Raw genomic sequence first — 26550 nt, 5'->3', positions numbered from 1 at the left:
AACCGCGTCACCTTCACCGAAACCGACGCCAGCAACTCCTCCACCGCATCCCGCGGACCCGACACCACCACCGAACCAACAGTGTTGACCGCAGCCACCGACACACCCTCCGGCAGCAACGCAACAACATCCGCCTCAGACAGCTCAACCGCAGCCATAGCCCCACCAGCCGGCAACGCCTGCATCAACCTCGCCCGCGCCGCCACCACCCGACACGCATCAGCAAGCGACCACACCCCCGCCACAAAAGCAGCCGTCACCTCACCGATCGAATGACCCAGCAGAAAAGCCGGACTCACACCATGAGAACGCAACACAGCGAACAGCGCCGCCTCCACCACGAACAGCGCCGGCTGCGCCCACCCCGTCTCATTAATCAGATCCGGATCCTCACCCCACATCACCTCGAACAGCGGACGATCCAGCAACGGATCCAACTCCGCGACAATCTCATCCACCACAGCCGCGAACACCGGCGAACTCCCATACAGGCCCCGCGCCATACCCACCCGCTGCGCACCCTGACCCGTGAACAACACCCCCACCCGCGGACTCGCCTGCGCAACCACCGAAGACACCTCACGCACACCGGCAAGCAGCTGATCACGATCCCTGCCCACCACCACCGCACGATGATCGAAAGCTTCCCGTGCATGCAGCAATGACCACGCCACATCCGCCGGCCGCAGCGTGGGATCTGCCTCGACACGCGCCCGCAACCGCTCCGCCTGCGCCGCCACCGCCTCGGCCGACCGACCCGACAGCACCCAGGGCACGACGCCGGCCCCGGAAGAGGCCCCCGGCTCCGAAACCGCCGACCCGGCGTGAGGGACAGGCACGGAGCTCAGCACGACATGGCAGTTCGAGCCCCCGATCCCGAACGACGACACCCCGGCCAGGAGCGGCTCCTCCGCTCCGGACTCCGGCGCTCCGGACCCCGGCCACGGCGCGGCAGCCGTCGCCACCCGCAACCGCCACTCCTCGAACCGGATCGCCGGGTTCGGCTCCGCGAAGTTCAGGCTGGCCACGATGCCCCGGTGCCGGATCATCAGCACCGTCTTGAGCAGCCCGGCGATGCCGGCCGCCCCCTCCAGGTGCCCGATGTTCGTCTTCACCGAGCCCACGACCAGCGGTTGCGCCGACGATCGGCCCCGGCCCAGGACGGCGCCGAGGGCTTCGGCCTCGATCGGGTCGCCGACCTTGGTGCCGGTGCCGTGCAGCTCCACGTACTGCACCTGCGCCGGGTCCACGTCCGCGCGCTCGTAGGCCTGACGCAGCACCGCCTCCTGCGCCGCCGCGCTGGGCACGGACAGGCCGCGGGCCGAGCCGCCGTTGTTCGTCGCGGTGCCGCGGATGACGGCGTGTATGTCGTCGCCGTCGGCGAGCGCGCGGGCCAGCGTCTTGAGGACCACGAAGCCGCCGCCCTCGCCGCGCACATAGCCGTCGGCCCGTGCGTCGAAGGTGTAGCACTGGCCGTCCGCGGACAGGGTGCCGAGCTTCGCCGCCATGAGGGCGGTCTCTTCGAGCAGGTTGAGCTGGACGCCGCCGGCCAGCGCTGCGGTCGCGCGTCCGCTGAGCAGCGCCTCGCACGCCAGGTGGACGGCGACCAGCGACGAGGACTGGCCGGTGTCGACCGCCATGCTCTCGCCTTGCACGCCCAGGAAGTGGGAGATGCGGTTGGCGATCAGGGCGCGCTGGGTGCCGGCCTGCGCGTACTGGTCGGGGTCGTCGCCGGCGTCGGCCAGGCGCAGTTTGGCGTAGTCGTCGGCCATCACGCCGACGTAGACGGGGACCGGCTCGCCGCGCAGTGTGCCGGGGACGATGCCGGCGTGCTCGAGTGCTTCCCAACTCAGTTCCAGGGCGAGCCGTTGCTGCGGGTCCATCTCGACGGCCTCGCGCGGCGAGATGCCGAAGAAGCCCGGGTCGAAGGTGTCGACCTGCGGGAGGAAGCCTCCGCGGCGCAAGGCAGCGGGCCGGGCCGGGTCGCCCTGGCCGGGCCACCGGTCGTCGCCGGCCTCGGTGACGCCCGACGCCCCGGACCGCAGCAGCTTCCAGAAGGCGTCCAGGTCCTCGGCGTGGGGCAAGCGGCACGAGAGACCGACCACAGCGACGAGACGGTCAGCGCGCGCAGCACCCATCGGTCAACCTCCGGTCAGGGGGATTCCGCGCTCGGGCGGAGGGGGTGACGGCATCCGCACTTCGGCGGGCAGAGTTCCAAGCTAACCGCCGCCGGGAGCGCGGGGAATTCCTCAAACCTGGTAGTCCACGGGCGACGCCCGCTGCCCGCTGCCCGCTGCCCGCTGCCCGCTGGGGAGCGCTCCCCCGCCGCGAAACCACCAGCATTGGTGGTTCCAGGGCCGTCTACCGTCCTGGAATCATCGACGCGGTTCTCACCCCACCCGCCCTCGACTCCGGGAGCTGACAGCCATGGGTGACCGTATTGATCGCGACTTGGTGGTGGAGACGTCGTCCGGCACGGTCCGGGGTTTCCTGGACCGCGGGACACCGAACTGGCGGGGCGTGCCCTACGGCCGGGTCGAGCAGCGTTTCCACCCGCCGGTGCCCGCGTTGCCGGGTGAGCCGGTCGACGGCCGCCACTGGGGGCCGATCTGCTGGCAGTTGCCGATCGTGGCCGGCCGGAGCCCGTCCTCGGTCTTCCCCGACGCCGCCGAGTCCGAGGACTGCCTCAACCTGAACGTCTGGTCGCCCGGTCCGGACCCGGACGCCCGGCGCCCGGTGCTGGTGTGGCTGCACTTCGGCAGCCGGGCCTACGGTGCGGGCAGCACCCCGATGATCGATGTGTGGCACTTCGCCGCCCGGCACAACGCCGTCGTCGTGACCCCGAACTACCGGCTCGGCCCGTGGGGCTGGCTCTATCTGGGCGCGCTGGACCCGGAGTTCAAGGACAGCGCCAACCTTGCCCTGCTCGACCAGATCCTCATGCTGCGCTGGGTCAAGGACAACATCGCGGCGTTCGGCGGTGATCCGGACAACGTCACCGTCTTCGGCATGTCCTCAGGCGCCTCCGACCTGGGCGCGCTGCTGGGCGCGCCGGCGGCCCGAGGGCTGTTCCACAAGGCCGCCTCCTACAGCGGGGCGCAGGCACCGATGCCGGAGAAGGACGCCACGGAGTTCGCCGAGGAGTTCCTGGCGGCCGCGGGCGCCCTGGCGGCCACGGCGGCCGACCTTGCCGAGCTGCCCAACGTCGGCCTGCGGACCGTGCACCGGCGGCTGCTGCGGCAGAGCGTCTCGCGCGCCGGAGGCCCGATCATCATCAGGTACGGGCCCTTCGTCGACGGCACCATCCTGCCCAAGGCGCCCCTCGACGCGCTGGCCGACGGTCTCATGGCCGGAGTCGCGCTGCTGGTGTCCAACGTCGCTGAGGAGGCCGGTGTGTGGGACGCCTGGGGTGCGGTCGACCACGCCTACTCGCGCGTCTTCGCCGGCAGTGACCAGTCGGTGTCGCACGAGGAGAAGGTGCAACAGCTGTCCGAGTACCGCTGGGTCGGACCGGCCCGGAAGCTGATCGCCGCCCATCACCAGGGCGGCGGGACGGGATGGATGCAGAAGTTCGACTACGCACCGACGACCAACTGGCAGACCGCGCTCTCCTATCCCGCGGTGGCGATGCGGCCGGTGCACGGCGCTGACGTGGCGTCGCTGTTCCTCGACCCCGAGGGCGAGGTCGGCTCCGAGGACGACCGCGCTGTCGCCGCGCTGGACCAGGCCGCTCTGCTCGCCCTGGCCCGCGACGGTCGCGCGCCCTGGACGCCGTGGTCACCAAAGAACCAGACCCCGCACCGGATCGCCGCCGCGGCACACTGATCACGGAAAGGTCCCACCGTGTCGGACACTCCGCACCCCCTGGCCGGCCTCACCGTGATCGATGCGTCCACGCTCTTCGCGGGCCCCTTCGCGGCGCGGCTGCTCGGCGACTACGGTGCCGAGGTCATCAAGGTCGAGGCGCCGGGCGGCGATCCCGTACGCGGGTTCGGTCACACCCAGAACGGCGTCCCGCTGCTGTGGAAGGTGCTGGGCCGCAACAAGAAGAGCGTGGTGCTCGACCTGCGCGAGCCCGCGGGCGCCGAGAGTTTCCTGCGCCTGGTGCGCCGCGCCGACGCGCTGATCGAGAACTTCCGGCCCGGCACGCTGGAGCGCTGGGGACTCGGCCCGGAGGTGCTCGCCGAGGCGAATCCGCGGCTGGTGCTGGCCCGGGTGACCGCGTTCGGCCAGGACGGCCCGTACGCGCGGCGCCCTGGCTTCGGCACGCTGGCCGAGGCGATGAGCGGGCTGGCCGCGATGTCCGGTGAGCCGGACGGCCCGCCCGCCCTGCCGTCGTTCCCCCTGGGCGACGCCGTGGCCGGGCTGCACGCCGCCCTGGCGGTCCTGATCGGGCTGCGCGCCCGCGACACGGTCGGTACCGGTCAGGTCGCGGACGTCGCGATCACGGAGACGCTGATCGGCACGCTGGGCGCCCAGCTCACCGTGTACGAGCATCTGGGCGTCAAGCCCGAGCGAATCGGCAACCGCAGCCACAACAGCGCGCCCCGCAACGTCTACCGGTGTGCGGACGGCCGCTGGGTGGCGGTGTCCGCGTCGGCGCTCTCGATCGCCGAGCGCGTCGTCCGGCTGGTCGGCCGCCCCGAGCTGAGCGAGGAGCCGTGGTTCGCCACCGGAAGCGGCCGGGCCGCGCACCGCGAGGTGCTCGACGACGCCGTGCGGTCGTGGATCGCCGCCCGCAAGCGCGACGAGGTCATCACCGCGTTCGAGGAGGCGCAGGCGGCGGTCGCCCCCATATACGAGGTCGACGACGTCCTGAACGACCCTCAGTTTCGCGCCCGCGGCCTGACCGTGGAGGTGCCCGACGCGGAGCTCGGCACCGTACACATGCCGGGACTGCCGTTCCGGCTGTCGGCCACTCCGGGCCGCATCGACTGGGCCGGCCCGCGCGTCGGCGAGCACACCGAGGAATTCACAGGAGAGACCGAGGCATGAGCACCGACGAGACCCGGCGGCAGGTCTTCCGCAGCTGCCTCTACGTGCCCGGCCATCATCCGGAGCGGATAGCCCGGGCCTACGACACCGAGACCGACGCGGTGATCCTCGACCTGGAGGATGCCGTCCCCCCGCCGGAGAAGCCCCGGGCCCGCGAGATCGTGGCCGAGGCCGTCACGACCTTGGCCGCCAAGCCCACCTATGTCCGGGTGAACCCGGTGTCCTCGGGTCTGTGCGAGGACGACATCCGGGCCGTGGCCGGAGCCGGGCTCGCGGGGCTGCGGGTAGCGAAGGTCTCCTCACCCGAGGAGGTGCGGCTCGTCGCCGGCGTGCTCGACGAGCTCGGCCATCCAGGCCGGATCCATGTGCTCATCGAGTCGGCCGAGGCGCTGGAGCGCGCGTACGAGCTGGCCACCGCGTCCGAGCGGGTGACGATGGTGGGCCTGGGCGAGTCCGACCTGCGGGCCGACCTCAACACCACCAACGAGGGCCCGACCATGGACAGCGCCCGGGCCCGGGTGATCGTCGCCGCCCGCGCCGCCGGCCTGCCCAACCCGATCCAGAGCGTCTACGCCGAGCCCCGGGACCTGCGCGGGCTGATGGTCACCAGTCGGCACGGCCGCCGGCTCGGGTTCCTCGGCCGGATGGCGATCCACCCGGCGCAGATCCCGATCATCCACGACGTCTACACCCCGACGACCAATGAGATCGACGACGCGCTGGAGGTCTTCGCGGCCGCGGACCTCGCCGCCACGGAGAGCCGGTCGATCGTCGTCACCGCGCAGGGCAAGATGGTCGGCCCGCCCGCCTTGGCCCGCGCCCGCCAGGTGCTGGAGCTGGCCACCGCACTCGATCTGATCGCGGAGGCCCAGACCGGGGCCACCCCATCGCTACGCGACACCGAGAGCAACGGAGATTCTTCATGACCGAGCAGTGGGCGGTGCTGGACCCGGCGATCCGCCCGGCCGACCCCGAGGCCTATCTCAGGGCTGCGCTGCAGTGGCATTTCGGCGAGGACACCGGGTCGCCCTTCTGGCTGCGGCGGGCCGGGTCGCTGGACTTCGACCCGCTGACCGACGTGCGTACGTACGACGATCTGACGCTGTTCCCCAACGTCGTCGACGAGCTGCGCGACATTCCCGTGGAGGACCTCATCCCTCGGGGGTACGGCCCCCGGCCCCCGGCGCCGAAGGTCTTCGAGACCGGCGGCACCACCGGTGCGCCCAAACGCGTGATCCTCATGCCGGACTGGTTCGAGAGCTCCATCGACCGGATGCTCGCCGGGCCGGTGTTCGCCGGGCGGGAGCCGGGCAACATCCTGATCGCGACGCCGACCGGCCCGCACAAGATCGGCGGCCAGTACGACGACGTGGTGCGTCGGCAGAACACGATCAAGTTCACCATCGACGTCGACCCGCGCTGGGTCAAGAAGCTCATCGCCCGGGGCGAGAACGACCAGGTCAAGGCGTACGTGGAGCACGTACTGGACCAGATCGAACACGTCCTGACGACTCAGAACGTCGGGCTGCTGGTGATCACGCCGCCGCTGCTGCGCGCGTGCTCCGGACGTCCGCTGCTTGTCGAGCTCATCAACACCAAGGTGAGCGTGGTGTTCTGGGGCGGCGCCCACATGACGGCCGACGAGCGCTACGAGCTGCAGCACGTGTACTTCCCGGGCGTACGCATGGTGAGCCGCTACAACAGCGCGATGATCCTTGAGGGGGCCGCCGAGCGCGCCGGGACCGGCACCGGCGATCACGTGATCTACGACCCGTACACCCCGGTGGTGACCTTCCGGGTGATCGACCCGGAGACGGGGGAGACGGTGGACTACGGCCGGCGCGGGCAGGTCGTGATGAACCACGTGAGCAAGGGCTTCTTCGCGCCCAACAACCTCGAACGGGACTCCGCCGTACGCGTGCCGGGCGCCGAGGGGCAGTTCGGCGACTCGGTGGCCGACCCCCGGCCGGTCGAGACGTTCGGTGGTGAGCGGGTGATCGAGGGCATCTACTGATGCGCCGACGCGTCCCATCATTCCCAGGAGAAGGAAAGTGTGATGTCTGACCAACCGTGGCTGCACCGCCTGGACCCCGCTGAGGCGGCCGAGATCGACGACGCGCTGGGCGTGCTGCTCAGGAGCGGCAAGCCGGACTTCGCCGCGAGCCCCGCCGACTTCCCGCTGCCCGCGCTGGGGCCGAGGCTGCGCGGCATCGTCGACTCCATCGAGAACGAGCCGGGCTTCGCCCTGGTCCGGGGAGTTCCGGTCGGCGACAAGAGCGAGGACGAGGTCCGCCGGCTCTACTGGGGACTCGGCATGTACATCGGCGTGCCCATGATCCAGAACAACAGCGACTCCAGCATGGTCGACATTCGCGACGAGCGCCGGGCGGGCAAGCTGCGGGTGCACACGTCGAATCAGCACATCGGCTTCCACATCGACTCGACCGACGTGGTCACCCTGCTGTGCCGACGGGCAGCCTCGCAGGGCGGCACCAGCCTCGTGGTCAGCGCGGAGGCTGTACGCCGGGAGATGTCCTGGGAGTGCCCCGAGCTGCTGAGCGCGCTGTACGAGCCGATGCCCTTCGCTGACGTCGCCTCCCCCGACGACGAGCATCCGGACGTTTTCCTGAGCCCGGTCTTCGGTCGGCACGAAGGGCGTACCACGACCCGGTTCTACATCCGCCGGGTGCTGCGCAGCCAGGACAACCCTGACGCGCCGCGGCTGACCGAGCGGCAGCTTGAGGCCATCAACAAGGTCGAGGAGATCGCCGCCCGGCCCGGCCTGGTCACGCCCATGCAGTTCGAGCCGGGCGATCTGCAGGTGATCAACAACCATCTGGTGCTGCACGGCCGCACGGCCTTCGCCAGCGAGGAGCCCGAGGCGGGACGGCACCTGCTGCGGATGTGGTTCTCCGTGCCGTCGAGCCGGTCGTTGCCGCCCGGGTACGAGGCGGCGTGGGGCACCCGCGAGGGCGGCACCCTTCGGGGCGCCGGCACGCGCTGGCAACTGCAGGGCGAGTTCGGCGAGTTCCAGCGCCGGCAGGCCGGGGAACTGGGCGTGGCGATCCCGGCCTGACTCCGGCATCCACGGTGGAAGATCACGATGGTAGGTTGGGCGGCATTTCCTGGACAGTATTGCTGCCCTTTTGTCACATACCCGGCAGGGAGAAGTCATGGCACTGCTCGGAAAGTTACTGAAGAACCGGCGCGCGGGTGACGCGAACCTTGCCTGGCACGCGCCGCACCTGGCAGGGGCCGAGACCCTGGCCGTGACCAGCCCCGACTTCGGCCACGAGGTGACGCTCCCGGTGGTGCACGCCAGCCGCAAGCTGGGCGGGGAGAACGCCTCGCCCGCGCTCGCCTGGACGGCGGCGCCCGAGGGCACGGCACAGCTGTTGCTGGTCGTCGAGGACCCTGATGCACCCACCCCCAAGCCGTTCAACCACGGCGTCTTCCTCATCGAACCGTCGGTGACGAGCCTCGCGCGGGGCGCGCTCGACGGCACCAGCCCGGCGACCGGCGTACGGCCACTGCAGTCCGGCAAGGGCGTCGGTTACCTGGGACCGGCCCCGATCAAGAGCCACGGCCCGCACCGGTACGCCTTCCAGCTCTTCGCCCTCGGCGAGCCGATCGCCACGGGCGTGGAGACCGCCAAGCCCGCGGCCGTGCTCGCGGCGGCCGGCACCGTGCTCGCCCGGGGCCGCATCGACGGCTTCTACGAGAACCCCTGAATCAATCAAGATCAGGACTACCAGGTCTGAGGATGCCAGGGGCAACCCACCGCGGCCTACTCTGCGACCGATCGTGCCCGGACGGCGACCGTCCATCATGCACGATCAGCCGCCGTCAACGGCCCGCGTGGCGAGAAGGAGCCCCACGATGACCGAACAAGTCAGTGCCGCCGCGCCGCACAACGAGGCCCCACTCGTCATCGGCACCGACGCCACGCCGCCGATCGCCTGGCGGCCGGTGCTCATCACCGCGGCGGCGGTCGCGGCCGTGATCACCGCGGTCAGCGGGCGGATCGGCGCGTACAGCAACGAGCTCTACTTCATCGGCGCGGGCGGCCACCCGGCCTGGGGCTACGTGGACCAGCCGCCGCTCACCCCGGTGCTGGCCCACGGCCTGTGGTCCGTCGCGCACTCGCTCGTGCTGCTGCGGCTGCCGGCCACCCTGTGTATGGTCGCCATGGTCGTGCTGAGCGCGCTCACCGCCCGCGAGCTGGGCGGTGAGCGCCGCGCCCAGACGGTGGCGGCCCTGACCGCGGCCACGTCGATCCTGCTGCTGTCGCTCAGCGCCACGCTGGCGACGACGGCGATCGACTCGGCGCTGTGGGCGACGGTGCTGTGGCTGGTCGTCCGGTGGAACCGCCTGCGCCAGGATCGGCTGCTGCTGATCGCCACCCTGGTCACCGCGGTGGCGCTGGAGAACAAGTACCTGATCGTCTCGCTGTGGGCCGTCATGATCGTCGCCGTGCTCTTCGCCGGCCCGCGGGAGCTCCTGCGCCGTCCGCTGCTGTGGGTCGGTGGCGCCGTGGCGATCCTCAGCGCCGTGCCGGGTCTGCTCTGGCAGGCGAGCCACGGCTGGCCGCAGATCGAGATGACGAGCGTCATCGCGGACGAGGCGCAGCGGGATGCCGGTGGGCGGCTCGGCTTCCTGCCGCTCGTGCTCTTCTACGCCGGAATCCCGGTCGGTGTGGCCCTGGCGGTCCGCGGCGTCGTGCGGCTGTGGCGTATCCCGGCCCACCGCTTCCTCGGCATCACCGCCGGCGGCGTCATCCTGGCCTTCCTGATCGCGGGCGGCCGGCACACGTACACCGGCGGGCTGTTGCCCCTGCTCTTCGCCGCGGGTTCGATCGACCTGCGCGGGCGCGTGTGGCGGGTGGCCGCCGGCGCCCCCGGGCTGATCCTGGCGGCGCTCATCGCCGTGCCGCTGTCGCTGTCGGTGCTCCCGGTGTCGACCGGGGCGCAGGTCAACATCCTGACCCGGGGCAGCACCGGCTGGCCGGAACTCGTCGACACCGTCGCCACGGCTTACCGGTCGGCCGGTCCGGGCCCGGTGGCCCTGGTCGCCGACACCTACCGCCAGGCGGGTGCCCTGGACTCGTACGGGGAATCGCGCGGCCTGCCGAAGGCCAAAAGCCCGGACCGCGGCTACTCCGCCTTCGGCCCGCCCGCGGACGAGGTGACCACGGTGCTGTGGGTCGGAGACAGGCCCCCGGCCGAGTTCCGCGCCGCGTTCGCCGAGGTGCGTGAGGTAGCCCGCTTCGACGACAACCCGGACGGCTACCTCGGCATCAACGCCGACGTTCCGGTGTGGCTGTGCACCGGATTCCACGATGACTGGCAGCAGCTGTGGCCGCGAATCAAGCACTACGACAGCCGGGGCCGCGTCGCCGCCTGAGGCTTCCCCGGTATACCGCGGGCCGGCCTGGCGCGGTACACGGAGTGGTGCGTCGCCGCGCACGAGGCTCGTATCCGCGTCGTCGGCGTTGCGGTCGAGGTGGCCGGGAACGCCGCGTCCCGGCCGTTCCCGCAAGGCAGGGCGGGCCGCCGCAGGGTCAGTGCAGCAACCAGCGTCTGTACTATCGCTGCCGCTTCCCCGACCAGTACGCCCTTGCCAACAACATCGTCCATCCCCGCAACGTGTATCTGCCGGAGCAGGACGTGCTTCCGCCGCTCGGTCGTTGGCTCGCCTCGGCCTTCGCACCGCACCGGCAGGAGGAAACAATTTCGATCATGCACACCGCGCAGTCCGACACGACACCCCCGGAGGGAGGGATGTCCAAGGGCGTGCTCGCGAGCAACGCCCTGCTCCTGATCTTCGCGGGACACGAAACCACGGTCAATCTCATCGCCCACAGCGTGCTCACCCTGCTCCGGCACCCCGACGCGCTGGAGACACTGCGCCGCCGGCCCGAGCTCATCGTGCCCGGGGTGGAGGAGCTGCTGCGCTTCGAGTCGTCGGTGCAGTTCTGGCACACCCGCTCCGCAGTGGAGGACATCGACATCGCCGGCACCACCATCCCGAAGGGAGCGCCGATCTTCCTGGCGTACGGCTCGGCGAACCGCGATCCGGAACGGTTCACCGAACCGGACGAACTCGACCTCGAACGCCGTGACAACCAGCACCTCGGATTCAGCCAGGGCATCCACTTCTGCTTCGGCGCTCCGCTCGCGCGCCTCGAGGTCCAGATCGCGGTCGGCGAGTTCGTCCGCCGGGTGCGCAGCCCCCGGCTCGTCGAGGACCCGCCGCCGTACCGGCACAACCAGATCTTCCGGGGGCCACGGCACGTCCCGGTCGACATCGACGGCATCCGCGACTGACCCGGCGTGCGCAAAGGATCACCATGCGGGCATTCCAACGCGTCGGATGGCGGCAACCGCCCGGGCTGCGCGAGGTGCCGGTACCGGAGCCCGGCCCGGGGCAGGTCCTGGTGAAGGTCGGAGGTGCCGGCGCGTGCCACTCCGATCTGCACATCATGGAGGCACCCGCACCGCTGCCCGGTTTCATGCCGCCCTTCACACTCGGCCACGAAAAACGCGGGATGGGTAGAACGGCCGGGACCGGGGGTCACCGGGTTCGTCCCCGGGGACCCTGTGATCGTCTACGGTTCCTGGGGCTGCGGGGTGTGCGCCAACTGCCGTCAGGGCCGGGAGAATTACTGCCAGAACCTCGGTGGTCAGGGCCCGGGCCTGGGCGGCGGTCACGACGGCGGCATGGCCGAGTACCTGCTGGTTCCGGCAGCGCGTTACCTGATCTCGCTGGGCACCCTCGACCCCCGCCAGGCCGCTCCGCTCAACGACGCCGGACTGACCAGCTATCACTCCGTCAAACGTTCGCTGCACCTGCTGGGGCCCGGCTCGACCGCGGTCGTGATCGGGGCCGGCGGTCTGGGCCAGATGACCATCCAGATTCTGCGCGCGCTCAGCGCGGCGACCACCGTCGTCGCCATCGTTTGACGACAGGTGCGACGATGCAGGGGAGGTAGAAGCTGCGTCATCAGGCCCGGCCGTCTGGCGCCGGTGCCGTGGGGAGACCGACGGGTTTGCGAGCAGTCGATCTCGGAGCCCGCATCCAACGGCGACCTCACCGCGGTCGCCCTGTCCCACCGGTCGCTGATTCAGCGTCGCTTTCCGGTCTCGGGGGCGGTGACGCCCTGGCTGGCGCGGCGCATGGCCTCGTACAGCGCAGCGTCTTCCGGCGGGTCCGGCAGCGGACCACGGGCCGGGGCCTGGAAGGACTGGATCATCCATGCCACCAGGCGGCGCCACGCGTCCGGGGCGGCGTCGCCGGTGGCGCTGAGGACTCCGGCGTTGGCCATCAGCAGCAGCACGAGGTCCCGGCTGGTGAAGTCCTCGCGCAGTTGCCCGCTGTGCTTGGCGCGGCCGATGAGTTCGAGGAAGCCCTCGTACGCCCGGGCATGGTGCTGCTCCAGTTCCGGGACGCCGGGGAAGCTCATGGTCAGGACGTCGGCGAAGCCGCGGTCGGCGGCCTGCATCGCGCAGACGTCGTGGATGTAGCCGGTGAAGCCGTGCCAGGGGTCGGGGTCGGCCAGGGCCTCGGTGGTGGCCTGTGCGTACGCCTTCATGCGGTCGGCGAAGACCGCAGCGACGAGATCTTCCTTGCGGGGGAAGTGACGGAAGAGGGTGGCGATCCCCACCCCGGCCTCCCGTGCGACCGAAGCCATCGACGCGTTCAGCCCGTCGCGCCCGAAGACCGTGCGCGCGGCGGCGATAATCCGCCCCCGGTTGCGCTCCGCGTCGCTGCGCTTGGACTGACCTGCGGAATCAACCGTACCGGCGTCGGCGGCGGTGTGGGGACCTCGGGGGCTCATGACGATCAGACTAGCAAACCGGAATGCGTTATCCAGTTCCTGTGTTACGGTGGGCAGCGAAACGGATAGGGCTTTCCGGAAACAAAACGGATAACCCTTTCCGCCTCTGCTTCCGCGAAAGGCTGTCGCATGCCCACCATCGCCATCGTCGGCGCCGGCCCCCAGCTGGGCCTCGCCATTGCCCGCACCTACGGCACTCACGGCTACGACGTCGCACTGATCGCCCGCAACAGGGCCAAGCTCGAAGATCTGGCCGGTGAGCTGGCCGTCGAGGGCATCAGCGCCGCTGCGTTCCCCGCCGACGTCCTGGACCGCACCGCGCTCACTCAGGCGCTCAAGGACGCAGCTACGCACTTCGGCGGCATCGACGTCCTGGAGTACTCCCCGGTCGGCGGCCTCCAGACCGTCATGACCACCCCGGCCGCGACCGAACCGGCCGACGTGCAGCACGAGATGGACTTCCAGCTCTACGGAGCCATCGCCGCCACCCGCGCGGTGCTGCCCGCCATGCGTGAGGCCGGCGCGGGCACCCTGCTGTTCACCACCGGCGCCGGCTCCGTCGACCCCGTGCCGCAGATCGCCAACGTCAACGCCGCCGCCGCGGCGCTGCGCAACTGGGTGATCAACCTGCACAAGGAGCTGGACGGCACTGGCGTCCAGGCGGCGCACGTCGCCATCAACGTGTCGATCGGCACGCCGGCGGTCCCCGGATTCCCGACCGCCCAGCCCGAGGAGATCTCCCCGATCTACTGGGACCTGCACACCACCAAGCGCGACCAGGCCGAACTCGTCTTCAGTCTCTGACGCCCATCAGCCACCCGACCTCCTGGCCTCCTGGCCTCCCGGCCTCCCGGTATCTACGCCGCGCACGTCGCCATCAACACCTGGCTCGGCCAGGGCGGCCCCGAAAGCATTCCCCCGGGGCCGCCCCCGAGCAGGTCGCGCGCCTGTACTGGGACCCGTACAAGCGCCGCGGCCAGGCCGAAGCCGTCTTCAACGGCTGCCCAAACCCTAGTTCCCGAACACAGCAAGGACTCCAGCATGACCAGCACGCTCAATGGCAAGACCGCTCTCGTCACCGGATCCAGCCGCGGCATCGGCCGGGCCACCGCCCGTGGCCTCGCCCGCGAGGGGGCCCTGGTCGCCGTGCACTACGGGCGCGACAAGCAGGCCGCCCAGGAGACCGTCGGCCTCATCGAGAAGGACGGCGGACGGGCCTTTGCCGTCGGCGCAGAACTGGGCGCGCCCGGCGCCGTCGATCAGCTGTTTGACCAGCTGGAGGCCGGACTGCGCGAGCACACCGGCGAGAGGGTCCTGGACATCCTGGTGAACAACGCCGCTGCGACGACGCCCGGCGATGCACCGGAAGAGGTGTCCGCCGAGCAGATCGACGAGATCTTCGCGGTCAACGCCAAGGCCCCCTTTCTCCTCGTCCAGCGGGCCCTCGGGCTGGTCCCGGACGGCGGACGCATCGTCAACATCTCCTCCGCGGTCACGCGCATGGCCATGCCGCCGCAGGTCGTCTACGCGATGTCCAAGGGCGCGCTCGACCAGCTCACGCTGCACTTCGCCCGGCACCTCGCCCCTCGGCGGATCACGGTCAACAGCGTGCTCCCCGGTGCCACGGACAACGGCAGCGCGGCCTTCCAGATGCCCGAGGTGCGCGAGCCGATGTCGCAGCTGTCGGCATTCAAGCGCCTGGGCGAGCCGGAGGAGGTCGCCGACGTGGTGGTCTTCCTCGCCACCGACCGGGCGCGGTGGATCACCGGAGCCTCCCTCGACGCCACCGGCGGCAGCCTCCTCGGCTAGCAGCCCGCTCCGCCCCGCTCCCCCTCCCTCGCGTCGAAGGACTCCACCCCTGATGAACATCTTCCTGTGGATCGTGCAGGGCGTACTGGCCGTCATGTTCGCCATGGCCGGTGTCATGAAATCCACCCAGCCCAAGGACAAGCTCGTCGAGAACCTGCCCTGGGTCGCCGACTTCTCGCCCGGCACCGTCCGCTTCATCGGCATCGTGGAGTTCGCCGGCTCCCTCGGGCTGATCCTGCCCGCGGCCACCGGCATCGCCACCGTCCTGACGCCACTGGCCGCTGTCGGCCTTGGCACAACGATGCTGCTGGCCGCGGCCTATCACGCGCGCAAGAAGGAATTCCCCGCGATCGGCCTCAACGCCGTCCTGCTGATCCTCGCCGCGCTGGTGGCCTGGGGACGCTTCGGCCCGTACAGCTTCTGAAGCCGCCACCCCTCTACCGCAGCTGCTGAACGAAGGCCATCAGGCCACCGCCCCGGTCCGGCTTCCTCGGGCACGACCATGTCGGCTCCGCCGTGACCGGCGAGGACACTGCCGTCTTCCCGCTGTCCGCGTGACCGCTCTCGCGGTCCGGCTTGTGTCCCACCCCGTTCGATTCGAAGGAACCATCATGCCGAGAATGTCGTTCATCGAGGCGTCCCGCACGTGTCTCACCACGAAGTACGCCACGTTTTCCGGTCGCGCCCGGCGGTCGGAGTACTGGTGGTACTCGGTGCTGTACGTGATGGCCACTGCCGTGATCGGAGGGATCAGCTGGGCAGCAGAGGCCCCGCTGCTGAGCGTCCTCCTGCTGCCGTTCATCGTGCCCATGCTGTCCGTCTCCGTCCGCCGGCTGCATGACACAGGCAGGACCGGCTGGAGGATGCTCATCGCCCTGATCCCAGTCGTCGGCCCCGTCCTCTACCTCGTGGGCATGGCCGTGGACAGCGTTCCAGGCGCCAATCAGTACGGCCCGTCCCTCAAGGCAGACCACTGAGCGGGCCGCGCATGATGTGGGGGGGGTGGAGAAGCGGTGCCCCCTGACGCGACGCTTCGCGGCGGCGCCGAGCATCTTGGTGTCGCCGAGCAGCGACAGGAACGGGTGCACCGTGTTGTAGCGGTTGGCCAGCGCCTCGCGGATCGCGACCTTCGCCGAGTCGTCGTCCTCCGGGACCAGGCCGGCCACCGTGGTGGCCGCGCTCCAGAGCTGCGCCCGCGGCGCGACCTCCTCCAGCACCCGCCACATCGCTTCCGCATCCACCCTCTTGCCGGACGCCTCAAGGTGTTCCAGCTCCTCCATGACCACCTTCGAGAGGCGGGCCGCGATGCGCGACGCCTTCTCCAACTGCGGCAGCGTGGAGAGCCGGTCCTTGTTCGTAAGCCGCTTCGCGGTGCTGATCAGCTGGGTCGCCATCAGCACCGCGAACAGCTCCAGCGCGTCGTCGATGGCCTTGGCCTCCAGGTGCCGCAGCACCGCGGTCAGCATCGCGGTGCGCTTCGGCTCGCTCGCCCGCTGAAGGCTCGTCGCCCTCGACCCCAGGCCGTACCGGGCCAGCGCGGCGAGCCGGTTCGGCGGGAGCTTGTCCAGCTTCACCCGCCCCAGCCGGTACACGGCGATCTCGTCCACCCGCTCCAGCGCCCGCTTCATCGCCGTACCCGTGGTCCTCGTCGGCGGCCGGCGGAAGGTCTCCAGGTACGAGTACCGCCTGCCCTCCGGGGTCTCCAGCAGCGCCACCAGGTCGGCGGGCAGCGACGGATCCACCCGCCAGGCCGCTCGCGACTGTCGTGTGCAGGCGCTTGTCCGCGAGCTCGCGGACCTCGAACACCTCCCGCGCCAGCACCGAAACACCGGGCAGCAGCACCCGGTGCCTACGCAGCCAGCCCACCGCGTGGTCGAACAGCGCCTTCGGCCTCTCCGAATGCGCCGTCCGCGCCCGCCCGTGCAGGAACGTCCGGAACTTCCGCCCCCACTCCGGATCGCGGTACTCGTGGTACTCGTACGCGTCCCGGATCTCCCCGCGTGCTCGTACGCCGTCTTCGGACGCTCGGTGTACCGCTTCACGACCGAGACGTCCTCGGTTCCGAGCTGCTCGGCCAGGTGCTCCACCACCGGCCACGGCACACCCAGCGGATCATCCGGTAGAAACCGGCCGATATAGCGCGCCGTGCACATCCGCAAGGCGAAGCCCAGTTGGTGGTACTGCGTACGCCGCAGCGCAATCAGGTCGCGGTCCACGTCGTCCAGGAAGAAGAAGCGCTCCAACTCCGGGCGCGTCGGCTCCTCGGCGAACTTCCCGTACGCCTCGGCCTGTTCGGCAGTCAGGAATTCCACCGGCACGCGTCGGAGGCAACCACCCACCACGACAGACCGTGGAGCTTTGGCCGAAGGCCCCCACGGGGCTGATCACCTGTGCTCGCTGATCACCGCGCACTGATCATGATCTATCTCGGCGCCAACGGCTGTACCGATGTTCCAGTCCCGGGGCCGTTACCCCGCTCGGCCGAACTGCGAGTCCGGCTTACGGCGGGACGGCCGACCCGGCCGCGGAGCGAAGCGATCGTGCCGAGCAGCGGCACGTAAACGGAGCCCCCGTGAGCCGAGGGGCGGCGATGCCTTACTCGCTCGGGGACCGAAAACTGTTGGCGCTCATGGGCGCCGTTCACCCCGGTTGCCTTCGTCACTTCGACATTTCCATACGCCGTATGGTAATACTTGGAGGGTAGTTCCATACGATGTATGGAAGTGCCTGCCGGGACCACGCCCGGCGCCACACATCGCCTGACCGAACCGCCGTTGGCGCAGATCACGCCACCAGGAAGGAAAGATCATGAAGAAGCTCACGAAGCGCATCGCCCTCACTGTCTCCTCGGTTGCGGTCGCCGGTGTCGCCGTCCTCGGCGCCGGGGGCACCGCCTCGGCCGCGCCCCTTGCGTCAGCGCACGTCCAGCGGCCGACTGGCAGCGGCGAGACCGCTGACTACAGCTGGGACCACGGTGTCGGCTACCTGCTCGAGCAGGGCTACTCCTGCGACGAGACCCACGGCTGGCACCAGGACCGCCGCGGCACCGACTCGAGCCGGCACGACTGCAAAGGGCTCTTCTACCGCGATGGTCACTTCTACCGTGGGGAGGCGGAGGGACACGGCTGGAAGTCCGACAGGTCGTACCGGTACGACGTGACCCGCTACCAGCGCGACGACCGCGGCACGGACCATTACGACCTGAGCCGCGACGAGCGGTGAGACGGGTCCGCAGGCCGTGAGCCCGCCGCGTCCCCCGGTCCGATCCCTGCCGGCGGCAGCGACGCGTCCGGCTGTCGGGGTCGGCGTCCCCGACAGCCGGACGAGTGGGTGCAGCGCCACTCATCGCGCGGTGCGCCAGTGCAGTCCGGCGCCCACGCCCTGCCGTACCGCCTCCGCCCGCGCTGCCTCATTGCCACAGGCGCGGGCGTGAGGCGCCGCCGAGCCGAGCACAGGAGCCGGAAGCCGATGAAGAAGTCCTTGAAGACCGTGGAGCGGCAGGTGGCCGTGCAACTGGTCGTCTCACACGCCCACTCACTGCCCATGTGCGTACGCCTGCGGTACGAGCCCACCGATCCCTATGTCGTCCATGCCGTCTTCTTCGTCGACTGCGACGAGCCCGTCGAATGGGTCCTGGGGCGAGATCTTCTGGCTGACGGCCTGAAGGGTTCCGCAGGCTACGCGGACGTCCGGATCTGGTCGGCCGCCGGGCAGCGTGACCAGTCGATGTACATCGCCCTCGGGGCTTCCGCAGGCACCGCCTTGCTCGAGGTCCCCGTGCGGGACATCACGTCCTTCCTGGAGGACACAGAGACCCTGGTGCCCCGAGGTGCCGAGTCCGGACACATCGACTGGGATGCCGAACTGGCCCACATCCTCTCCCGGGGCTGACCGCCGACCAACCATGCTCAGAAGAAAAGGAACCAGTGTCATGTCCCAGTACCAGCTTCGTGTCTACACCCTGCGCAGCGCCGACGCCCTCTCCGACTACGAGAAGATCTGGGCCCGGCACATTCCCGGCATGGCCAAGCACCGGATCACCACACACGGCGTCTGGACGGTGCCCGCGGCGCCCGGAAGCGAGACTCCCCGGCTGTACGCCCTCGTTTCCTACAGGGACGCCGACGACGTGCGGGAGCGGCTGGAGGCGTACCTGTCGAGTCCTGAATTCCGCGCCGACATGGAGGGCTTCGACATCGGCCAGATCGTCGGCCTCGACGAGACCCTCCTGACGCCCACCGCAGACTCGCCCTTGCGCTGACGGCCGGCCTGTGACGAGTGACGCCGGGACGGCGGTCATTCAGCTGTGGCGGCGTTCACCGAGGGCGCGTCGTAGGTGGCCCGGGCGGCCTCCACCTCGGCCATGTGGTCGACGGACCACTGCCGGCACAACCCCGCCGTCCCACCGCAAGCCCTGCGCAGCTTCGACGCGCGTTGGCAGCCCGGCAACTTCGAGCAGAACGTCGAGGCCGTCAACCGGCTCGCCGACCTCACCGTCGGTAAGGGAATCACCGTTGCCCGGCTGGCCCTGGCCTGGTTACTCAGCCGCGGCGAGCAGGTCGTGCCCATCCTCGGCACTCGCAGCCCGAAGCGCGTGGAGGGGAACGCCGCCGTAGCCGACGTCACCCTGACCGGGGCCGACCTGACGGCGATCGACGAGATCCTGCCCCACGGCGGCTTCGGGGCCCGCTACCCCGAGGGGCATGTGCCCAGCTGGACCAGACGCTCGCCCCGGGGCTTGTCCCGCCCACTGCCGCGGACACCGCCGGGGCCCTTGCCTGCGGGGCCCGGCGGCACCGCGCACCTGGCGCCTGAGCGAGGGGCGAGTCCGTCACCGCCCGCAGCCACCGCCTGGAGTTGGGTTCCCCTCAGCACTCTCGACTTGCTCGAACACCGGGTCGACTCGGCCGGCGGCAAGGAGGATCAGACTCGGCGCGGCCGTCGCCACGAGGACGCTGAGTGCTGTCCTGAGCCACAGGTCGGTCGCCTGGCCCAGCCGCAACGCATCGCGCGTCGGCAGCGGCCGCATCGGGACGGTCTGTCCGGAGAGTACGGGGTGCTCCTTGCGCGTGGCGGCGTCGCGTTGCGGCCTGGGCGCGTCCAGTGGCCCGGACTCGCCCGGCCATGGACGCGCCCAGGCCGCATCGCCTTGGGGCCACGGACTCAGCGGCCGACGCCCTGGCCGTTACCAGCGGCGGCGAGCCGGCCCTCCAGGCCCGTGATGAGCGTGTCGATCACCAGCCGGAACATGTGGTCCTGATCAGGGCCTGCACGGTCCGCGTCCGTGGTCTCGCCCTCGTCGGCAGCGGCACCGGGGAACTTGAGGCTCGCCCACTGCTGCAGCGAGCCGTTGAGTTCGGCGCCGAGGACACCGACGACGACGGCGACCATGAGAGCGGCGATCTCCGGGACCTCCGGCTGCGACACCCCGGCAGCGGCCACGATCGCGGTGAGCGCGGTCCAGAACGGGTCGTCGGGCTGGATGAAGTCCGGCTGGCTGAACGAGTAGGCCATCAGCCTTGGGTGACGGTGTGCCAGCGTCCGGAAATCCGTGGCGAGCAGGCGGATGCGCTCCTGCCAGGGAGCGTCCCGAAGCGTCACGGTGCGGAACTGGGCGCCGACCGTTCTCGCCACGCCGCGCAGTACGGCTTCCTTGTTCGGCACGTGGTGGTACAGCGACATCGGGTTCGCGTCGAGTGCGGTCGCGAGTTTGCGCATGGTGAGCGCCTCGACCCCGTCATCGTCGATGAGCCGCAGGGCGGCGGTATAGATCCCGGCCTCGGTCAGAGGCACGTCTCTCTTCCTCGTGCCCCGAGGGGGACGCCTCACCTTGTTTTCCATACCCCGTACGGTACCAGTTTCATACATCGTACGGAAATAACCCGCGTCACGGCACCGAAGTGGACGACCGGGCTTGCTTCAAGTTTCCATACGCCGTACGGTACTAATTCCATACGGCGTATGTTTCCGTGTGGCGCCACTGCATTGACCAGCGCAACGCGCCCTTGCCCATCCCCTCCACCGCCTCCACGCAGAGGAGCAAGCCATGACCACGCACTCCGCGAACGACCTTCGCCCCATCAGGTCCCCCCGCGGGATCCCCCTGCTCGGCCACACGCCTCAGATCCCCGACACCAACCCGGTGGAGTACTTCAACGAGCTGTCCAAGCGGTTCCCCGAGGGCATCTACGGCATGGACATCGCCGGCATCGAGCAGGTCTTCGTCTACGACCCCGACCTGGTGGCCGAGGTCTGCGACGAGACGCGGTTCTTCAAGCAGATCGAGAAGACGCCGCTGAGCCATGTGCGGGACTACACGGGGGCGGGCCTGTTCACGGCCCACCAGTACGAAGAGGAATGGGCCATGGCCCACCGGATCCTGCTGCCGGCCTTCAGCCAGCGGGCCATGAAGACCTACTTCGGTCAGATGCTGGAGATCGCCCAGAACCTGGTCGGCAAGTGGGAGAGCCGGGAGGGCCGGCCGGTCGCCATCACCGACGACTACACCCGGCTCACCCTGGACACCATCGCTCTGTCCGGCTTCGGCTACCGCTTCCGGTCCTTCGACAAGGAGGAGCTGCACCCCTTCCTCAACGCACTGCTGGAGGCGCTGATCGAGTCGATGCGGCGCTCCCAGGAGCTGCCGATGATGACCAAACTCCGCAAGGCGGACGACAGGAAGTACCGCGAGAACATCCAGCTGATGCGCGACCTGGTCGAGAGCGTGATCAAGGAGCGCCGCGAGGGGAATGGCACCGGCGAGGAAGACCTGCTCGGCCTGATGCTGGAGGCCACCGACCCGGAGACCGGCAAGCTGCTGGCGGACGACAACGTCCGCGACCAGGTGGTGACCTTCCTGATCGCCGGTCACGAGACCACCAGTGGCCTGCTGTCGTTCGCCACGTACTCGCTGATGCGCAACCCGCATGTCCTGGCGCAGGCATACGCCGAGGTCGACCGCCTGCTGCCCGGTGACACGGTCCCGGACTACGACACGATCATGCAGCTCGACGTGATCCCGCGGATCCTGGAGGAGACCCTGCGCCTGTGGGCTCCCATCCCGCTGATCGCCAAGGCACCCATCGACGACACCGTCATCGGCGACCGGTACGAGCTGAAGAAGGGAACCAGGGCCAACATCCTCATGGGCGCCCTGCACTCCCACCCCAAGGCGTGGGACCGGCCGGAGGAGTTCGACATCGACCGGTGGCTGCCGGAGAACCGCGCCGCGCAACACCCGCACGCCTACAAGCCGTTCGGCAACGGTGTGCGTGCCTGCATCGGCCGCCAGTTCGCGCTGACCGAGGCCCGCCTGGCGCTGGCGCTGGTGCTGCAGAAGTTCAGGTTCTCCGACACCACCGACTACAAGATGGACGTCCGCGAGGCCCTCACCCGCAAGCCCGGCGACTTCCAGCTGGTCGTCCGCAAGCGTCAGGAGCACCAGCGGACCGTCTTCGGCGCCGCCGACCTGCAGACCGGCGACACACAGGCGCAGACAGCGGTCAGCGGCGTCGGGGTGAACCTGACCGTCGCCTACGGCTCCAGCCTCGGCTCCTGCGAGGACCTGGCACGCACCATCGCCGACCGCAGCGAGCGCTCCGGCTTCGGCACCACCCTGGTGAGCCTGGACGACCTGAGTGACGACCTGCCCACCGAGGGCCTGCTCGCCGTCGTTGCCGCCAGCTACAACGGCAAGGCGCCCGACAACGCCCAGCGCTTCGACGACCTGCTCGCCGCCGGTCTGCCGGAGGGTGCGCTGTCCAATGTGCGGTTCGCGCTGCTGGGCGCCGGCAACACCCAGTGGGTGGCCACCTACCAGGCGTTCCCCAAGCGGATCGAGGAAGGTCTGCTGGCCGCCGGCGCCACCCCGGTCGTCGAGCGCGGCATCGCGGACGCCGCAGGTGACTTCGACGGCATGGCCACGCGGTGGATGGACACCCTGTGGTCCACTCTGGCCGAGGAGTACGCCGCCGACACCTCCGAGGCGAGCGGCCCGCGCTACCAGGTCCAGCTGCTCACCGAGTCCGACGTACGCCCCGCCATCGTCTCCGAGCAGGCGTACCCGCTCACGGTGGTGGCCAACGAGGAGCTCGTGGCCGACGCGACCGGCCTGTGGGACTTCAGTACCGAGCCGCCGCGCCCATCCGCGAAGTCCATCACCGTCGAGCTGCCCGACGGCATCACCTACGACACCGGCAACCACCTGGCCGTCTTCGCCAAGAACGAACTCTCCCTGGTGGAACGCGCATTGAGGCGGCTCGGTGTCGAGTACGGCCAGGTGCTGCGGCTCGACCAGCCCGGCGGGGGCCGCACCCACCTGCCGGTCGGCGTCCCCGTCACCGCCGGGATCCTGCTCACCGAGTTCGTGGAGCTGCAGGACGTGGCCACCCGCTCCCAGATCCAGAGCCTGGCCGAGTACACCCAGTGCCCGTGGACCCGGCCGCAGCTCCAGGCGTACACCGCCGACACGGAGGAGGCCGAGGAGCGCTACAGCAAGGAGATCCTCGGCAAGCGGGTCTCGGTGCTTGGCCTGCTGGAGCGCTTCGAGGCGGTCGAGCTGCCGCTGGCGGTCTTCCTGGAGATGACGGGCCCGATCCGCCCCCGCTTCTACTCCATCTCCTCCGCCCCGTCGGCCAACCCGCGCCATGTGCGCCTGACCGTTGGCCTGCTGGAGGGCCCGGCCCTGTCCGGTGACGGCCAGTACCGCGGCACCTGCTCCTCCTACATCGCCGGCCTCGAACCCGGAGACGTCGTGTACGGCTACGTACGCGTGCCCTCCCCGACGTTCGCCCCGCCCGCCGACCCCGCCACGCCGTTGATCCTCATCGGCCCCGGCACCGGCATCGCGCCGCTGCGCGGCTTCCTGGAGGAGCGGGCCTGGCAGCACGGCAACGGCACGCAGGTCGGTCTGTCGCAAGTCTTCGTCGGCTGCCGTCACCCGGAGCACGACTACTTCTACCGCCAGGAGATGCGGGACTGGGAGCAGGCCGGGATCGCGCAGATCCACACCGCCTTCTCCGCGGTGACCGGCCACCCGGCCTGGTTCGTGCAGAACGCCATCGCCCATGCCGCCGACACGGTGTGGCAGGCCATCGAGGACGGCGCGTACATCTACGTCTGCGGTGACGGCCGCCGTATGGCACCCGCCGTCCGCGAGGCACTGGCCGCCATCCACCGCCAGAAGACCGGCTGCGACGACGAGACCGCCCAGCAGTGGCTCGCCCAGCTCGAGGCCGACGAGCGCTACCAGCAGGACGTCTTCGCCTGACCGTCGTACGCCGTGAAGGCGTGCGACCTCCAGCCGCCGGGAGGCGTGCGGCCCCCGTCCTGCCACTCCCCGCACGTCTCCCGGCCACCACAAGCCATTCGGACACCACACGGCACCTATCGGCCCGAAATCGCCAAGTGCCGCTCAGAGAAAGCAGATCGTCATGGACACCATGCTCGCCGGACGCTGCCACCTGGACAGCAAGAAGTTCGCCGTGGAGGAGGTCCCCATCCCCGTGCCCGGCCCGGGCGAGGTCCTCATCGAGGTGAAGGCCGCAGGCGTCTGCCTCTCGGACGTCCACCTGATCGACGGCTCCCTCGTCCCCCTCTTCGCCGCCTCCGACACGGTCACCGTCGGCCACGAGGTCGCCGGTGTGATCCACACCCTCGGCCCCGACCTCAAGCGCGGCCTGCCCGTCGGCACCCGCGTCACCCTGGAGGCCGGCAAGACCTGCGGTAAGTGCGCCGGATGCGTGCGCCGCCGCCCCTGCACCCAGATGCTCACCGCCGGCATCGACTACGACGGCGGCTGGGCCGAGTACGTCATCGCCCGCGAGGACACCCTCATCCCCATCCCCGACAGCCTCCCCTTCGATCAGGCGGCGATCATCCCCGACGCGGTCTCCACCCCCTATGCCGCCGTCGTCACCACCGCGGGCGTCCGTCCCGCCCAGTCCGTCGGCATCTGGGGCGTGGGCGGAGTCGGCGCCCACAACGTACGCCTCGCCCGCCTGGTCGGCGCGGCCCCGATCATCGCCGTCGACCCACTGCCCAGCGCCCGCGAACGCGCCCTCGCCTTCGGCGCCGACCACGCCCTGGACCCGGCCGCACCCGACTTCGCCGACCAGGTCCGCGCGGCCACCGACGGACGCGGTCTGGACTTCGCCTTCGACTGCGCCGGCGTACCCGCCGTCCGCGAGCAGGCCGCCTCCGTGCTCGGCCTGGGCGGTTCCCTGATCCTGGTGGGCATCACCCCCAGGCCGCTCACCATCACCGAGGGCCTGACCTTCAACTACCTGTGCAAGCAGGTGCGCGGTCACTACGGCGGCAGCCCCGAGTCCGTCTCCGAGCTGGTGCGGCTCACCGCGGCAGGCCGCCTCGACCTGGCCCCCTCCATCACGGACCACATCTCGCTGGTGGACGCGGCCGACGCGGTCAGCCGTCTGGAGAACAAGATCGGCGACCCGATCCGCCTCATCCTCGTCCCCTGACGCCTGTCAGCAGGACATCAAGTCACCTCGGGCAGGGGTGAGTGGGCGCCGGTGCGTGAGGGAGCACCGGCGCCCACGGCTTTCCGGCAACCGTGGAGAGACGGAACCATGCAGACGACCGACGCCCTGGGCCGCGCGCCGCAGCGCAGGGATGCTCACTCCAATCGCAGACGCATCCTCGCGACCGCCCGGCAGAAACTGCGGGAGGACCCCGACGCGAGTCTCGACAGCATCGCCCAGGCGGCCGGCGTCGCCCGACGCACCCTCTACGGACACTTCCCCAGCCGACATGCGCTGATCGCCCACCTGGCCCAGGAAGCAGGCCGTGAACTCCGGCAGGCGTTCGCCGCAGCCCGTACCCCGGAGGCCGACCCGATCGAGACGATGACGCGGATGGTGCTGGCAGCCTGGACGGTGGGCGACCAGTACCGCATGCTCATCGCCCTGGGGCGCCGCCACCTGGGAGAGGATGCGATCCGCGCCACTCTGGCACCGGCTCGTGAAGAGGCTGTCGCGACCCTACGACGTGGTCAGTGCGAAGGCGTCTTCGCGGACCACCTTCCCGCACCCGTTCTCGCCCAGGCGCTGGAGGCGCTGATGCTGGCCCTTGCCGAGAAGAACGCCGCGTGCACGTGGATGGACCCCGCGGGTGAGGCCGCGGCCACCGCCTTCCTCGTCGCCGCCGGCGTGGCACCACGGGCGGCTGGGTTCCAGGTGCAGGACGTCGTCAGGCGGGGTCGGGCAGCGGAAGCCGGGTGACCTCATGGGCGTCGTCCGGGGGGACGCCGAGCATGCGCAGGACCATCTCGGCCAGGTCGGAGGCGGCCTCGTCACCGTCCAGGTCCGGGCGGTCCAGCCGGAGCGCCACGAGGGACAGCAGGGTGCCGCCCAGGGCGGACAGGGCGGTGGTCGCGTTGTCGCAGGTGAAGCGGCCCGACGCGATGCCGATCTCCAGGTCGCGCAGGGCGCGCGGCGAGAGACCGCTGTCGGAGTGAATGTGGGACAGGCCGCGGTCACGCAGGATCCGCATCAGTTCCGGGTGGGAGTCGGCCATCCGGGCGGTGAGCCGGAAACCGGCCGCGACCAGCTCGGCCGGGTCGTCGATGCCTGCCACGCGCGCGTCGATGACCTGCCCGAACTCCTCCAGGGCGTCCGTCACCGCGGCGTCGAAGAGCTCCGTCTTCGACTCGAAGTGGTTGTAGAAGGAGCCGAACCCGACATCGGCGCGCTCGGCGATGGCCTGGATGCTCGCGCTGGTGTCCCCGGTCTCCGCGAGGATCTGCCGGGCCGCACGGACGAGCGCCTGACGGGTCTCGGCGCGGCGCCGCTCGAAGCGGTTCTTGGGCGGGGCTGACGTCGGCATACGCCCCAGTGTAACGGCCGTGACGATAACCCTGCCATTACTGATGAAATCCTCAACTGATCGGGCTG

24 protein-coding genes and 2 pseudogenes are annotated in these 26550 nt (G+C 70.2%); 21 read left to right on the top strand and 5 right to left on the bottom strand.

All coding sequences use genetic code 11. The features are described from left to right. Window positions 1-2138 (bottom strand): type I polyketide synthase (locus ACIRR9_RS47280; protein ID WP_403765467.1); only part of this gene is annotated, 2138 nt, incomplete at its 3' end. Window positions 2139-2427: 289 nt separating this feature from the next. Here ACIRR9_RS47280 and ACIRR9_RS47275 point away from each other — a divergent pair. The 10 genes and pseudogenes from ACIRR9_RS47275 (at window position 2428) to ACIRR9_RS47230 (ending at window position 11957) form a co-directional block, all read left to right on the top strand. After that, the gene (locus ACIRR9_RS47275; protein ID WP_403765465.1) at window positions 2428-3825 is read left to right on the top strand and encodes a carboxylesterase family protein; all 1398 of its coding nucleotides are present in this window, start codon (window positions 2428-2430) and stop codon (window positions 3823-3825) included. An 18-nt stretch (window positions 3826-3843) separates the two neighbouring features. Beyond that, window positions 3844-4995: a CaiB/BaiF CoA transferase family protein gene (locus tag ACIRR9_RS47270; RefSeq protein ID WP_403765463.1), complete on the top strand. Its 1152-nt coding sequence runs from the start codon at window positions 3844-3846 to the stop codon at window positions 4993-4995. Continuing rightward, window positions 4992-5921, top strand: coding sequence for an HpcH/HpaI aldolase/citrate lyase family protein (locus tag ACIRR9_RS47265; RefSeq protein WP_403765461.1), 930 nt, complete (start codon window positions 4992-4994; stop codon window positions 5919-5921). The genes ACIRR9_RS47270 and ACIRR9_RS47265 overlap by 4 nt, the downstream gene beginning before the upstream one ends. Beyond that, window positions 5918-7009, top strand: coding sequence for a phenazine antibiotic biosynthesis protein (locus tag ACIRR9_RS47260; protein WP_403765459.1), 1092 nt, complete (start codon window positions 5918-5920; stop codon window positions 7007-7009). Before ACIRR9_RS47265 ends, ACIRR9_RS47260 begins: the two co-directional genes overlap by 4 nt. Window positions 7010-7051: 42 nt before the next feature. Beyond that, window positions 7052-8071 (top strand): TauD/TfdA family dioxygenase, encoded by a 1020-nt coding sequence (locus ACIRR9_RS47255; RefSeq protein ID WP_403765457.1) that lies wholly within the window; start codon window positions 7052-7054, stop codon window positions 8069-8071. Between the two features lie 97 nt (window positions 8072-8168). After that, complete coding sequence (locus ACIRR9_RS47250) at window positions 8169-8726, top strand: YbhB/YbcL family Raf kinase inhibitor-like protein (protein WP_403765455.1); 558 nt, start codon at window positions 8169-8171, stop codon at window positions 8724-8726. A gap of 148 nt (window positions 8727-8874) precedes the next feature. Beyond that, window positions 8875-10398, top strand: a complete 1524-nt coding sequence (locus ACIRR9_RS47245) for a glycosyltransferase family 39 protein (protein ID WP_403765453.1) — start codon at window positions 8875-8877, stop codon at window positions 10396-10398. 335 nt (window positions 10399-10733) lie between these two features. Then, complete coding sequence (locus ACIRR9_RS47240; RefSeq protein WP_403765451.1) at window positions 10734-11321, top strand: cytochrome P450; 588 nt, start codon at window positions 10734-10736, stop codon at window positions 11319-11321. A 23-nt stretch (window positions 11322-11344) separates the two neighbouring features. Next, a pseudogene (locus tag ACIRR9_RS47235) lies at window positions 11345-11533 on the top strand (alcohol dehydrogenase catalytic domain-containing protein); the annotation flags it as partial. Next, window positions 11445-11957 carry an alcohol dehydrogenase catalytic domain-containing protein gene (locus ACIRR9_RS47230; protein ID WP_403765449.1) on the top strand — a complete coding sequence of 171 codons (513 nt, stop codon included), beginning with the start codon at window positions 11445-11447 and terminating at the stop codon, window positions 11955-11957. The pseudogene ACIRR9_RS47235 and the gene ACIRR9_RS47230, both read left to right, overlap by 89 nt. Before the next feature lie 161 nt (window positions 11958-12118). Here ACIRR9_RS47230 and ACIRR9_RS47225 read toward each other — a convergent pair whose 3' ends face one another. Beyond that, on the bottom strand, window positions 12119-12832 hold the full coding sequence (locus ACIRR9_RS47225; RefSeq protein ID WP_403765447.1) for a TetR/AcrR family transcriptional regulator: 714 nt from the start codon (window positions 12830-12832) through the stop codon (window positions 12119-12121). Between the two features lie 129 nt (window positions 12833-12961). Here ACIRR9_RS47225 and ACIRR9_RS47220 point away from each other — a divergent pair, with 129 nt between their 5' ends. The 4 genes from ACIRR9_RS47220 (at window position 12962) to ACIRR9_RS47205 (ending at window position 15618) form a co-directional block, all read left to right on the top strand. Next, window positions 12962-13636 carry an SDR family NAD(P)-dependent oxidoreductase gene (locus ACIRR9_RS47220; protein WP_403765445.1) on the top strand — a complete coding sequence of 225 codons (675 nt, stop codon included), beginning with the start codon at window positions 12962-12964 and terminating at the stop codon, window positions 13634-13636. Between the two features lie 237 nt (window positions 13637-13873). Further along, the gene (locus ACIRR9_RS47215; RefSeq protein ID WP_403765443.1) at window positions 13874-14641 is read left to right on the top strand and encodes an SDR family NAD(P)-dependent oxidoreductase; all 768 of its coding nucleotides are present in this window, start codon (window positions 13874-13876) and stop codon (window positions 14639-14641) included. Window positions 14642-14693: 52 nt separating this feature from the next. Next, entirely contained in the window at window positions 14694-15065 is a 372-nt protein-coding gene (locus tag ACIRR9_RS47210; RefSeq protein ID WP_403765441.1) for a DoxX family protein, read from the top strand. A 187-nt stretch (window positions 15066-15252) separates the two neighbouring features. Further along, complete coding sequence (locus ACIRR9_RS47205; protein ID WP_403765481.1) at window positions 15253-15618, top strand: DUF805 domain-containing protein; 366 nt, start codon at window positions 15253-15255, stop codon at window positions 15616-15618. 33 nt (window positions 15619-15651) lie between these two features. Here the strand turns inward: ACIRR9_RS47205 and ACIRR9_RS47200 are convergent. Then, window positions 15652-16959 (bottom strand): annotated as a pseudogene (locus tag ACIRR9_RS47200) (DUF4158 domain-containing protein); the annotation flags it as partial. 490 nt (window positions 16960-17449) lie between these two features. Between ACIRR9_RS47200 and ACIRR9_RS47195 the strand changes: the two are divergent. The 4 genes from ACIRR9_RS47195 to ACIRR9_RS47180 all read left to right on the top strand — a co-directional run bounded on the left by ACIRR9_RS47195 (window position 17450) and on the right by ACIRR9_RS47180 (window position 19901). Next, entirely contained in the window at window positions 17450-17863 is a 414-nt protein-coding gene (locus ACIRR9_RS47195; RefSeq protein ID WP_403765439.1) for a hypothetical protein, read from the top strand. A gap of 246 nt (window positions 17864-18109) precedes the next feature. Next, a complete protein-coding gene (locus tag ACIRR9_RS47190; protein ID WP_403765437.1) occupies window positions 18110-18532 on the top strand; it encodes an SsgA family sporulation/cell division regulator in 423 nt (140 codons plus the stop codon). Between the two features lie 40 nt (window positions 18533-18572). After that, a complete protein-coding gene (locus ACIRR9_RS47185; protein ID WP_403765435.1) occupies window positions 18573-18902 on the top strand; it encodes an NIPSNAP family protein in 330 nt (109 codons plus the stop codon). A 102-nt stretch (window positions 18903-19004) separates the two neighbouring features. Beyond that, complete coding sequence (locus tag ACIRR9_RS47180; protein WP_403765433.1) at window positions 19005-19901, top strand: aldo/keto reductase; 897 nt, start codon at window positions 19005-19007, stop codon at window positions 19899-19901. Here ACIRR9_RS47180 and ACIRR9_RS47175 read toward each other — a convergent pair. Next, the gene (locus ACIRR9_RS47175; protein WP_403765431.1) at window positions 19805-20434 is read right to left on the bottom strand and encodes a TetR/AcrR family transcriptional regulator; all 630 of its coding nucleotides are present in this window, start codon (window positions 20432-20434) and stop codon (window positions 19805-19807) included. The genes ACIRR9_RS47180 and ACIRR9_RS47175 overlap by 97 nt on opposite strands. A 253-nt stretch (window positions 20435-20687) precedes the next feature. Here ACIRR9_RS47175 and ACIRR9_RS47170 point away from each other — a divergent pair, with 253 nt between their 5' ends. From ACIRR9_RS47170 to ACIRR9_RS47160, 3 genes are all read left to right on the top strand, one after another. Next, on the top strand, window positions 20688-23909 hold the full coding sequence (locus ACIRR9_RS47170) for a bifunctional cytochrome P450/NADPH--P450 reductase (RefSeq protein WP_403765429.1): 3222 nt from the start codon (window positions 20688-20690) through the stop codon (window positions 23907-23909). Between the two features lie 163 nt (window positions 23910-24072). Beyond that, window positions 24073-25119, top strand: coding sequence for a zinc-binding dehydrogenase (locus tag ACIRR9_RS47165; protein WP_403765427.1), 1047 nt, complete (start codon window positions 24073-24075; stop codon window positions 25117-25119). A 108-nt stretch (window positions 25120-25227) separates the two neighbouring features. Then, window positions 25228-25878: a TetR/AcrR family transcriptional regulator gene (locus tag ACIRR9_RS47160; RefSeq protein WP_403765425.1), complete on the top strand. Its 651-nt coding sequence runs from the start codon at window positions 25228-25230 to the stop codon at window positions 25876-25878. Here the strand turns inward: ACIRR9_RS47160 and ACIRR9_RS47155 are convergent. Further along, the gene (locus ACIRR9_RS47155; RefSeq protein ID WP_403765424.1) at window positions 25847-26482 is read right to left on the bottom strand and encodes a TetR/AcrR family transcriptional regulator; all 636 of its coding nucleotides are present in this window, start codon (window positions 26480-26482) and stop codon (window positions 25847-25849) included. The two genes, ACIRR9_RS47160 and ACIRR9_RS47155, sit on opposite strands and share 32 nt — an antisense overlap. Window positions 26483-26550: the final 68 nt, after the last annotated feature.

Source organism: Streptomyces sp. NPDC101234 (assembly GCF_044767525.1).
In the GTDB taxonomy this organism is placed as follows: Bacteria; Actinomycetota; Actinomycetes; order Streptomycetales; family Streptomycetaceae; genus Streptomyces; species Streptomyces sasae.
The sequence above is the reverse complement of the archived record's forward strand: the minus strand, read 5'-3'. Positions and strand labels throughout refer to the sequence as shown.

Bases quoted from the DNA above. Each gene is read 5' to 3' on its own strand.
- ACIRR9_RS47165 (WP_403765427.1), top strand. From the start codon at position 24,073: ATGGACACCATGCTCGCCGGACGCTGCCACCTGGACAGCAAGAAGTTC.
- ACIRR9_RS47260 (WP_403765459.1), top strand. From the start codon at position 5,918: ATGACCGAGCAGTGGGCGGTGCTGGACCCGGCGATCCGCCCGGCCGAC.
- ACIRR9_RS47265 (WP_403765461.1), top strand. From the start codon at position 4,992: ATGAGCACCGACGAGACCCGGCGGCAGGTCTTCCGCAGCTGCCTCTAC.
- ACIRR9_RS47160 (WP_403765425.1), top strand. From the start codon at position 25,228: ATGCAGACGACCGACGCCCTGGGCCGCGCGCCGCAGCGCAGGGATGCT.
- ACIRR9_RS47180 (WP_403765433.1), top strand. From the start codon at position 19,005: ATGTGGTCGACGGACCACTGCCGGCACAACCCCGCCGTCCCACCGCAA.
- ACIRR9_RS47255 (WP_403765457.1), top strand. From the start codon at position 7,052: ATGTCTGACCAACCGTGGCTGCACCGCCTGGACCCCGCTGAGGCGGCC.
- ACIRR9_RS47245 (WP_403765453.1), top strand. From the start codon at position 8,875: ATGACCGAACAAGTCAGTGCCGCCGCGCCGCACAACGAGGCCCCACTC.
- ACIRR9_RS47240 (WP_403765451.1), top strand. From the start codon at position 10,734: ATGCACACCGCGCAGTCCGACACGACACCCCCGGAGGGAGGGATGTCC.
- ACIRR9_RS47155 (WP_403765424.1), bottom strand. From the start codon at position 26,482: ATGCCGACGTCAGCCCCGCCCAAGAACCGCTTCGAGCGGCGCCGCGCC.
- ACIRR9_RS47195 (WP_403765439.1), top strand. From the start codon at position 17,450: ATGAAGAAGCTCACGAAGCGCATCGCCCTCACTGTCTCCTCGGTTGCG.
- ACIRR9_RS47185 (WP_403765435.1), top strand. From the start codon at position 18,573: ATGTCCCAGTACCAGCTTCGTGTCTACACCCTGCGCAGCGCCGACGCC.
- ACIRR9_RS47215 (WP_403765443.1), top strand. From the start codon at position 13,874: ATGACCAGCACGCTCAATGGCAAGACCGCTCTCGTCACCGGATCCAGC.
- ACIRR9_RS47225 (WP_403765447.1), bottom strand. From the start codon at position 12,832: ATGAGCCCCCGAGGTCCCCACACCGCCGCCGACGCCGGTACGGTTGAT.
- ACIRR9_RS47210 (WP_403765441.1), top strand. From the start codon at position 14,694: ATGAACATCTTCCTGTGGATCGTGCAGGGCGTACTGGCCGTCATGTTC.
- ACIRR9_RS47220 (WP_403765445.1), top strand. From the start codon at position 12,962: ATGCCCACCATCGCCATCGTCGGCGCCGGCCCCCAGCTGGGCCTCGCC.
- ACIRR9_RS47205 (WP_403765481.1), top strand. From the start codon at position 15,253: ATGCCGAGAATGTCGTTCATCGAGGCGTCCCGCACGTGTCTCACCACG.
- ACIRR9_RS47250 (WP_403765455.1), top strand. From the start codon at position 8,169: ATGGCACTGCTCGGAAAGTTACTGAAGAACCGGCGCGCGGGTGACGCG.
- ACIRR9_RS47275 (WP_403765465.1), top strand. From the start codon at position 2,428: ATGGGTGACCGTATTGATCGCGACTTGGTGGTGGAGACGTCGTCCGGC.
- ACIRR9_RS47170 (WP_403765429.1), top strand. From the start codon at position 20,688: ATGACCACGCACTCCGCGAACGACCTTCGCCCCATCAGGTCCCCCCGC.
- ACIRR9_RS47190 (WP_403765437.1), top strand. From the start codon at position 18,110: ATGAAGAAGTCCTTGAAGACCGTGGAGCGGCAGGTGGCCGTGCAACTG.